The 9,370-nt window shown below is 43.8% G+C and carries 13 protein-coding genes; all 13 read right to left on the bottom strand.

All coding sequences use genetic code 11. The features are described 5' to 3' along the window. Positions 1-50: 50 nt before the first annotated feature. The 13 genes from NO352_RS08080 to NO352_RS08020 all read right to left on the bottom strand — a co-directional run bounded on the left by NO352_RS08080 (position 51) and on the right by NO352_RS08020 (position 9,245). The gene (locus NO352_RS08080; RefSeq protein ID WP_289355306.1) at positions 51-257 is read right to left on the bottom strand and encodes a hypothetical protein; all 207 of its coding nucleotides are present in this window, start codon (positions 255-257) and stop codon (positions 51-53) included. Between the two features lie 136 nt (positions 258-393). Continuing rightward, complete coding sequence (locus tag NO352_RS08075) at positions 394-879, bottom strand: 8-oxo-dGTP diphosphatase (RefSeq protein ID WP_268600266.1); 486 nt, start codon at positions 877-879, stop codon at positions 394-396. A 208-nt stretch (positions 880-1,087) separates the two neighbouring features. Continuing rightward, positions 1,088-1,777 (bottom strand): HAD family hydrolase, encoded by a 690-nt coding sequence (locus tag NO352_RS08070; RefSeq protein ID WP_289355305.1) that lies wholly within the window; start codon positions 1,775-1,777, stop codon positions 1,088-1,090. A gap of 73 nt (positions 1,778-1,850) precedes the next feature. Next, positions 1,851-2,426 (bottom strand): hypothetical protein, encoded by a 576-nt coding sequence (locus tag NO352_RS08065; RefSeq protein WP_268600264.1) that lies wholly within the window; start codon positions 2,424-2,426, stop codon positions 1,851-1,853. A 46-nt stretch (positions 2,427-2,472) separates the two neighbouring features. Continuing rightward, positions 2,473-2,769: a DUF5316 family protein gene (locus NO352_RS08060; RefSeq protein ID WP_005549641.1), complete on the bottom strand. Its 297-nt coding sequence runs from the start codon at positions 2,767-2,769 to the stop codon at positions 2,473-2,475. Positions 2,770-2,964: 195 nt separating this feature from the next. Beyond that, positions 2,965-4,659, bottom strand: coding sequence for a M3 family oligoendopeptidase (locus NO352_RS08055; RefSeq protein ID WP_005549642.1), 1,695 nt, complete (start codon positions 4,657-4,659; stop codon positions 2,965-2,967). A 111-nt stretch (positions 4,660-4,770) separates the two neighbouring features. Beyond that, positions 4,771-5,286: a hypothetical protein gene (locus tag NO352_RS08050; RefSeq protein ID WP_005549644.1), complete on the bottom strand. Its 516-nt coding sequence runs from the start codon at positions 5,284-5,286 to the stop codon at positions 4,771-4,773. A 13-nt stretch (positions 5,287-5,299) separates the two neighbouring features. Continuing rightward, positions 5,300-5,728 (bottom strand): hypothetical protein, encoded by a 429-nt coding sequence (locus NO352_RS08045; RefSeq protein ID WP_157267064.1) that lies wholly within the window; start codon positions 5,726-5,728, stop codon positions 5,300-5,302. Positions 5,729-6,300: 572 nt separating this feature from the next. Next, positions 6,301-6,465 carry a hypothetical protein gene (locus NO352_RS08040; RefSeq protein ID WP_005549647.1) on the bottom strand — a complete coding sequence of 55 codons (165 nt, stop codon included), beginning with the start codon at positions 6,463-6,465 and terminating at the stop codon, positions 6,301-6,303. Positions 6,466-6,863: 398 nt separating this feature from the next. Then, positions 6,864-7,307, bottom strand: coding sequence for a GNAT family N-acetyltransferase (locus NO352_RS08035; RefSeq protein ID WP_005549649.1), 444 nt, complete (start codon positions 7,305-7,307; stop codon positions 6,864-6,866). Positions 7,308-7,495: 188 nt separating this feature from the next. Continuing rightward, positions 7,496-8,242 carry a type I methionyl aminopeptidase gene (gene map, locus NO352_RS08030; protein WP_005549651.1) on the bottom strand — a complete coding sequence of 249 codons (747 nt, stop codon included), beginning with the start codon at positions 8,240-8,242 and terminating at the stop codon, positions 7,496-7,498. Positions 8,243-8,410: 168 nt separating this feature from the next. Next, positions 8,411-8,632, bottom strand: a complete 222-nt coding sequence (locus NO352_RS08025) for a hypothetical protein (RefSeq protein ID WP_289355304.1) — start codon at positions 8,630-8,632, stop codon at positions 8,411-8,413. Between the two features lie 61 nt (positions 8,633-8,693). After that, positions 8,694-9,245 carry a DUF4269 domain-containing protein gene (locus NO352_RS08020; protein ID WP_289355303.1) on the bottom strand — a complete coding sequence of 184 codons (552 nt, stop codon included), beginning with the start codon at positions 9,243-9,245 and terminating at the stop codon, positions 8,694-8,696. Positions 9,246-9,370: the final 125 nt, after the last annotated feature.

The following is a 9,370-nucleotide window of genomic DNA, read 5'->3' as shown; positions in this document are numbered from 1 at the left end:
AATTTCATCTCAATTCTGAGTCATAAATGCGGATATAAAATCGAAAAAACTTATCTATTTTTTTGGCCGATGTATAACAAATGAGTTCCTGTTCCTAAAAGCGCAGGATCTGCTGCGGTCTCGTAGAACAATTGATAGCGCTTCTCCATCTCTTCATCACCACGGCTCGACCAATAACGACACTGTTCTTCTGGTAGTGAGCTTCCGAGCCCAGATGAGCTAATCAATTGAATCCCCTCAAATCCATGTTCACGCATGAAGGGCAAAATCTCTTCTGCATTGTAAAGCATCTGAAACATCTATTTGTTTTCAAAAATAAAAACACTTGGGTTTCCAAGTGTTTTTATTCATTCTACATATTGAGATCAATAGTAATGATTCCTAAATGCTCTTTTATACAAGTAAAGCAATCTTCTCTTCTATCGGCTGCTTCTCCTCTTCATTCCATACCACGGATATTTCAAACGTCCCTTCCTTGAAAAATAAAGGAAACTTCCGCTTGAACCAAGATTGCATTGGCAAATCCATCACTTCTTGGATTGGCACCCAAATGAGCTCTCCTTCAGGAGGATTGTCAAGCAGTTTACCTTCATAGGAGGTGGCCAAATAGTTAAACACCATATACCTAAAATTCGTTAAAGGAACAACATATTCATCCAAGCCCTTATAGATAAGTCCGCTTACTCGCAAACCAGTTTCCTCATATACCTCACGAATAGCTCCTTCGGTAAGGCTCTCTGGAAACTCGATCTTGCCTCCTGGTGCCAAATATCCCGGAAAGCCCTTGCTGTCTGGACGATTCATAAGCAGTACCCGATCTCCATCCTTCACCATGCACATCGTATACATGCCATATGTAATTTCACTCGCTGCAACCATCGCAGACCTCCATATAATCAGAAATATAACTATTGTCAATGCCGCTGTTTGTCTTCATGATTGCGCTGCATATTGTCCATTTGATGCTCCAGTTGAGCAATTCTAGCATGTAATTGATGCGCCCGCTTCCTCGATCGAATGATTAGAACTACAGTTGCAATGAACGTGTTCTCCCATACAAATTACATTGTGATATTCTCCTGCCAATCTATGAATGATTGTGCGCTTCTGCTTGCGATAATGCTGCAATAGTGTTGATTACCGCATGTAAGTCCTTCTCTGCCATTGAGCTTAATCGCCCATCACTGCCTACGAACTCCATATGGGAAGTCACCTGGTTAGGCACTACTACACAGTATACTCCCGCTGCCTTGGCAGCCGTCATCCCATGGAATGAATCCTCGAAAGCAACCGCTTCAAACCCGTTGATCCCTAGCTCACGGATCGTTTTCTCATATAAATCAGGAGCTGGCTTAATCCGCTCAACGTCGTCAGATGTATTCACGACTTCAAAGTATGAACGAATGTTGAACCTGTTCAAATAGGATTCAACCCAGTTCCGATTAGAGCTTGAAGCAAGAGCAATCCGAAGACCGCTTCGCTTTGCCTCTTCCAAGTAATCGATCACACCGGGACGCAATTGAGTATGATCCATAATGTCGGCGAACACCACATCAGCCTCTTGCTTGAATGCCTCACGGTCTACCTGACGATCCGCATGCTCCACTATATAATCCAGCGGATCAAATTCCTCAAAAGAAGCTCCTACACATTGTCCCCACACATCTATTTTCAAATCGACCCCATACGCCTTACTAACCTTGCTGTAAGACTCATACCAAGCCGTTTCCGTATCGACGATTAATCCATCAAAATCAAATATGACTGCTTTTATCAATTTGCGCTCGCTCCTTTTCCTTCTATAGGTGTATATGGATAGGCGGTTGTCCATAGCGTTGCGGATTTCATTTTTAGTTATCCAGTCGACGTTCTTCTTTAGCCATTCGAGACTGCTTTTTCATTCTCTTACGCTCTTCCTTTTTGAACTCTTCAACCACTTCAACTTCAAGCTCAAACAGTACATTCTCCAGCTTCTTCGGCTTAGCAAGCAAGTTAAAGGCTATGGCTCGCACTGTATGGATAGGGCCCGACGGAATTGCCCACCAGCCAAATAGGAGAGTGTAAAGACTGAACGCCATATTCAGCAGCGGCGTCAAATGGTACCCTTTTACATAATAGCCTGTCTTCATTCGATAGCTGAATATGCCGAAAGATAAACATACCTCATACTGCACAAACTCAGAGTCCCGATCGATCAGGCACTGCTCGTAGTTGGCACCTTCCTGACGAAGCTGATCGCGATTCAGGTACAGCCATATCGCAAATTCATTGCTTCGCTTCTGATCCTTGCGGAAAGCGATGTACAACAGAAGCAGCACACAGAGAACAATAGATTGAAATACGATGTTGCGATAGTCCTGCCGGATAATACTGGACACTAAAAAAATGACAAAAAGCGCTGCTACAAGTAACAAAACCAAGTGCATGATTGATTCTCCTGTTGACTATTCAAGTTATGGAGTCGTTTACAAACTATCGACTGCTAGCTAATAAAATAAGGGATAGCACAATAAATGGGACAGACATCATGAGAAATAGCGTTCCCCACCGTTCACGGTTATGCCGCTCCTCCTTACTGCTCGTGCGATGGATATATCGCGCCTGATTCGGGTCGGCAAAAACTCCATACAATAAAGCGCTAATCCCCAATAGAATCGCAGCTATGGCTCCCAACCATTTGCCAGCCACAGTAAGGCTCATTGCACAAACAAAAATCAGTGTTAGGATAAGGCTGCCGCCACAGGCCATTCCAAACCACTTAAGCTTCATGCTATGCCCCTTTGCGCCCTTTCCTGCACAAAGAATTATCATGCGATAACTTGTTAGCTATATTATACACGACTAGCGTCCATTACGACCCCTATAATTACCAGATTGTTTTTCATGCTACGCCCAACTGCCATTTATGCAAAGACCACAAGCGCATGTACGCTTGTGGTCTCCGTTCGTATTTCTATTTTCGGTTTACAATACAGCGTCATCGACGCCGTTCAACCAATTTTCGATATCGCCGATGACCGAAGCGATGCAGCCATTTTCGAACGGTGAAATCAGCCCTGCTACTTGAACCAAGCCTGTGAAGGATTGGCTGCCGCCTGCACGGCACAGCTTCAGATAATCAGCCCAAGCGGACTTCCAATCTTCATTCATGCGCTTCCAGAATTGGAATGCGCACAATTGAGCCAAGGTGTAATCGATATAGTAGAATGGCGATTGATAGATATGTCCCTGCTTCTGCCAGAATCCACCTTGCTCCAAGTATTCATTGCCTTCATAGTTCCTGTGAGGCAAGTACTTCTTCTCAATTTCACGCCAAGCCGCCTTGCGTTCTGCTGGAGTGGCTTCTGGATTGCTGTATACGAAGTGCTGGAATTCATCTACGGACACACCGTATGGAATGAACAGTAACGCACCCGACAGATGAGCGAACTTATACTTCTCCGTGTCTTCCTGGAAGAACAGCTCCATCCATGGCCATGTGAAGAATTCCATGCTCATGGAATGAATTTCGGCCGCTTCATACGTAGGCCAGTTGTATTCAGGCACTTCGAAGTGACGGCTTTCGTACACCTGGAACGCATGACCCGCTTCATGTGTCAATACGTCAATATCGCCTGATGTACCATTGAAGTTGGAGAAGATAAACGGCGCGCCGAACTCACTTAAGTATGTACAATAACCGCCGCTTTGCTTGCCCTTCTTGCTGACAAGATCCATCAATTCATTTTCGCGCATGAACGTAAAGAATTCATTAATCTCTGGTGACAACTCAGCATACATTTTGGCGCCATTCTCGACGATCCAATCTGGATCTCCCTTCGGTGTCGCATTCCCTGTCTTGAAGTCGAATGATCCATCATAGTAGTACATTTGCTCAACATCGATCCGCTTGCGTTGACGTTCCTTCAGCTTCGTAGCGACAGGCACGATATGTTCGAGCACTTGCGCTCTGAAATTCGCTACCATTTCCGCATTGTAATCTGTACGGCACATCCGGTCATAGCCAAGCTGAACAAAATTCTCGTAGCCCAGCTTCTTTGCAATTTTCGTACGTACTTTCACCAAATCATCATAAATGCGATCGAACTTTGCTTCATTCTCCGCCATGAATCCGAATCTCGCTTCAGACGCACGCTTGCGCATGTCGCGATCCGTGGACAGCTCAAACGGTGTCAGTTGAGCAAGTGTACGCTCTTCCCCTTCAAATGGGACTTTCGCAGAAGCAATCAATTGGGAATATTCGGTTGACAACTTGTTCTCCAATTGCAAGTCCTCAATGATTTCAGGGCTGAACGTCTTGAGCATTTTTTCAGCCAATTGGAACAGTTGAATGCCCCATTTTTGCTCAAGCTCTGCTCTAAACTTCGAATTCACAAGTGCCCGGTAGTAATCTGTTATGTATTCTTGGATTACAGGTCCTACTTCATCCATGTACTCCTGCTCAGCTTTGTAGAATTCATCATTCGTGTTGATCGAATGGCGAATAGATACCAATTGGGTTTGTGTATCGAATTCACTGCGAAGCTTGTTAATGTCTGACATGATGCGTTCCTGCTGTTCGAAGCTTTCTGCAGCTTCAAAGGAACTAATCAATTGTTTAAATCGTTGTTCGATTTGTTTCGCATCAGGTCGGACATATGTGTATTCACTGAACTTCATCTCATATGCACCCTCTCTATTTAGATCATCCATAAATTATTATAACGGAATTGTTGTAAAAAATAACTATTCAAAATAGAGAGAGTGCACGATTTCAGCAAATTATGATCATTAGGTCACAAGCTCTACGAATTCTTCTACGTTATTATTAATATATAGATGGATGAGCTCAAGTGTTCTAGGAGCTTGCTTCTTATATGCATCGTATAAATGAGAGACCTTGCTGTACAGTTCCGTATTATGCTCCAAATCAGATACGATAGCTTTCCGCCAAGACCGATCAATCTGGCGATTGTAGGATTCGATAAGCGCTTCAACTTGTTCGTAAATGTGTAGCATTGCCTCGTCCTTGAATTGCTTCATGCCTGTCTTTAAGGAAGGCCATGCCTGCAAATCGCCTACGAAGTAAGAGGCAAACCAATAAAATTCCTCAACTGACTCGGTATGCTTGTGGAATACAAAAAACATAAACAACGCCTTTTGACCTTCGGTCAACTTCGCGTATACCTGTGACTTTTCAATCGGATCCTTGCCCTTGATTCGCTCAATGATCGGCTCAATCATTTTCCACCCAAGCGATTCTTGTGCAATTGTATGGTATACGTCTGTCGGCATTTTCACGATCACGAGTATCAACCTCCTAGTTGTACTTGCTCGATAACGGATTTCCGTCATGATCACGCGCTATGAACAGTCCTCCGTCCTGTATTGCGAATTCCATTTGACCTGCAGATACTTCAATCTCCTCCATCACCTGTCCCTGACCGTTGCGCAGCTCCAATGTCATGGAATACGTGAAGGTCTTCCCTCCATCTGCCTCGGACTCTTGCTCGAATTGGAACGAAGTAACCACAATATTGCATTGCTGCTTCCTCGCCGCACCAAGGGTAACGACCAGTGATCTTTCCCGGAACAGATAATAGTAGGACTCTTGCGTTAGATATGGCTTTATCTTTTCGTATCGTGCAAGCACCTCTTCCTGTGCTCCTGTAATCTGGGTATAATCAGGAACATCGTATTGGGCTTGTTTGAATGCTTTTGCCAGTTCCTTATATGGGGTCATTTCCATTGATGAACATCCCTGTGTAAACATCAAGATGCAGCATAGCAGTCCTGTCATCCTTATGATCCTCATCCTGACATTCATACCTCCATCACACAAAATGAGGAATACGACTGTACCTGCATAATTATTGAGTAGTTCGCTCTTGATGTTTTAAAATTTTGAGAATCATCATGGTCATCAGTTCATGTAAGCGTTTTATTATTGGATAAGAGTTCGGCCGTGTTGCGAGTACATCCACATGACCATTCGATGCGAAGTTGAGCGACGAAGTCACACATTCACGGGAGGATCACATAAGACAACTGGTTGATTTTTCTTTTTATTGCACTTCCTGCTCTTGCACACTCTCTAATTTCTCTCTTTATTCGGGAGACGTATATGATTAGCGCGATGATGTATCTGAGGATGATAGTGAATATTTTGCCTAATAATTTAAGTGAAAATATTAACAAAAGCACAATTGATATATGGAATGAGCAAATGATCCCATAGGGTGATTATCTTGCGCTCCCTCGGGAATTACCTCCCGCATAAACAAAAAACATTGTATAAGACCAAGACTAATGCTAGTAATCCTAGATTCCATTCCCCGATATTCTTCCGGTCGAAGCATAGTGCACGGTCATCATTTCTATTAGCTGGAGTTCAAGCAGCGTCATGACCAGCAAGCATACAACGACTCCAAGCACGACCCTCTGCAGCTTCGAGAGGATACTTTTGCATTTCAAAAAGTCAAACATCCGTAAACCACCAGAGAATTCTCATATATGACATATTGTACCATTTCTAACTTATCCAGATCAACCGATCAATGTGCGGAATCCGTGAACGATTGATGGCAAAAAGAAAAGAAGGAACGGTAATCGTCCTCCTTTCTTGAACCAGCAAGCACGAATGAACAAAATCGTCCTTCCATACTATGCATCAATATTCACCGTAATGCCTTCATCACATTTCTGATGAGCACTTGGAATTCTTCTGCATTCAGACAACCCCAGGCAGATAAGCAATGGTATTAAGGATGGATCTGCTTCACCGAGCGTATCCAGAACATGAATTTCTATACCATTGTTTGGCTCGATACGATTTATTGCACACTTTCCCTCTAACAGCTAATTTTCATAGCCTTAAACTTACGTCACTTATTTAATGGCTTAATGAAGCCATATGTCGCATCCTTCGTAAATCCAAGCTTCTCATAAAATTGATGCGCATCCGTTCTCCACGCACTTGATAAAAGTACGACACTGCGACAATCGCTTTCTATAGCTATTTTCTCTATCGCTTCTACGAGTATTTGTCCAATGCCTTTTCGATGATGGCTTTTACTGACGATCATATTTTCCAGCACCATGAACGGACGACATTGACCTGTTAAGTCATAGCAGCGAATCCCCATTACGGAACCGACCAGCTTGCCGGAATTATCTACTGCACCTAAGAATGTATAGTCTGGATTCGATTGCAGCGCCGTAAATCGTTCTTTCAGCCTTTCAACGTTCGTCTCACTTTGATCGAGCTCCGTATATAACTCCGCCAACTCATCAAGTTGAGTTTGTGCAACGGTCTGTATATGTATCATCTCGTTCTTCTCCTCTTTCCCTATAGGCATATATATCCATTCTATATTCACTCTGGCAAATCTTTCAACCTATTCATTTACCAGGATATAAAAATAAAGCACCCTCAAATGGAATGATCTCCACCAGAGGGCGCTTGCACATGTACACATACGTAACGCGTGTAACAACTGCTCGCAGTTGCTCCCGCTTATAAGGTTGTCAAAATAACTGGGCCATCCTTTGTAATGGCGATCGTGTGCTCATATTGCGCGGACAATCCGCCATCAGCCGTACGTGCAGTCCAGCCATCACTGTCGAGCTTCACATGGTAGCGTCCCGTATTCAGCATCGGTTCAATCGTAATAACCATGCCTTCCTTCAAGCGAATGCCGCGATTTGGAGAGCCATAGTGCGGAACTTGCGGCTCTTCGTGCATATCCTTGCCAATGCCATGACCGATAAAGTCTCTAACAACGGAGAATCCGTTCGATTCCGCATAGGATTGAATCGCATGTCCGACATCTCCAAGACGGTTGCCTGGTACAGCCTGCTCGATTCCAAGATACAAGCATTTCTCTGTAACCGTGAGCAATTTGTCTGCCTGCTCCGATACTTGACCAACACGATAGCTCCATGCCGAGTCAGATAATGCTCCATTCAAATTGACGACCATATCAATCGTTACGATGTCGCCGTCCTTCAAAGGCTCTTTGTTCGGAAAGCCGTGACAAATGACATCATTCACAGATGCACATGTCGCAAACGGAAACCCATGATAGCCCTTCTGTTCCGGTGTTGCACCATGCTTATGCAAATAGCGCTCCACGAACTGATCAATTTCATGCGTGGTCACGCCTGGCTTAATCATACCAGCGAGCTCTTGATGTACCTGCGCAAGCAGTCTTCCTGATTCACGCATCGCATCGATTTCTTGTTGACTTTTCAAAATAATCATATTTCTACACCTCAATAGCTGCGTAATGACGTAATATATCTTATTGTACACCAAAACACTTTGCTATCCGGCCATTTATCACAAAAAAAATTCCACATGGCATCAATTCTTATGTTTTAACACCACAAGACATCTTCATATTAAAGAAGAGCTGCCTGGTCAACTCTCCTATTCATCGGCTTGTATACTTTCAATTGCGGTGAAAAAAACATCCATCAAATCCATTTGAAAATAGTGATGCACATAGTCGGTAATCTCATGCAGCTCTTGCTCGGACTTGAATTCAAGTACTGGCCGTCCCTCGCATTTCAGCACTGTGCAGTTGTACTTTTCCTTCACCTGCTCGATGATATAATCCTGATTTACTGGTGCAACTGTTGTCCCACTCATCGCTGTATTTTGCCCCCCATATCCTTTTGCCAAATGTTACATATGTATTCTTTCTAGCAAGTCAGCTCTCCTTATGTCTATGATTTTCATCACAATCAATAAGCAGCAGCTGTTCATAGGGATCTCCTTCGAGCTGAAGAAGCTTCGCGAAGGCGGGTTCCGTTTTCATTCCGTTCCGCTTTAATTCAATAATCTGCTGGCGAAACGAATCGCCATATTTGCGCAGCAAGCATTCCTCGATAACCATATGTCGGAATCCATTTTGCTCGATTACAGGAATCGGTTGTCCGAAAATTTCGACAGGCCATTTGCCGCAGCAGAAATTCACCTTCACTCTTTCTACTTCGTTAACCGTTCGTCGTACGTATTCGAACGCTTCAAAGTGTTCAAAATGAACGCGCACAAGCTCCTCAAATGCTGCGGAGTCATACACCTCACAGGCAATATCCAGATCACTTCCTGGTATGTGAATAGAGAGGGGAAGCGTACCAATAAGAACGGGCGTGTACAGCTCTAGAACCGCCATAATCCGAAGCTCTTGGAGCAAATGATACACTTCAACCTGATCTGCATTGCCATGCTGTAAATAATCAATTGCAAGCCAATGATTCATGGATGTTACCTTGTCCCCTTCCCTGTTCGACAATCGGATCTAATGAAAAACTTACCCGCTGCCTAATGGCTACAGGTAAGTTCATATTACGTATCTCGTTACACAGCGTGCAATACATGCAATAC

Origin of the sequence: Paenibacillus sp. S-12 (genome assembly GCF_030363895.1) — a bacterium.
Taxonomy (GTDB): domain Bacteria; phylum Bacillota; class Bacilli; order Paenibacillales; family Paenibacillaceae; genus Paenibacillus_B; species Paenibacillus_B alvei.
The sequence above is the reverse complement of the archived record's forward strand: the minus strand, read 5'-3'. Positions and strand labels throughout refer to the sequence as shown.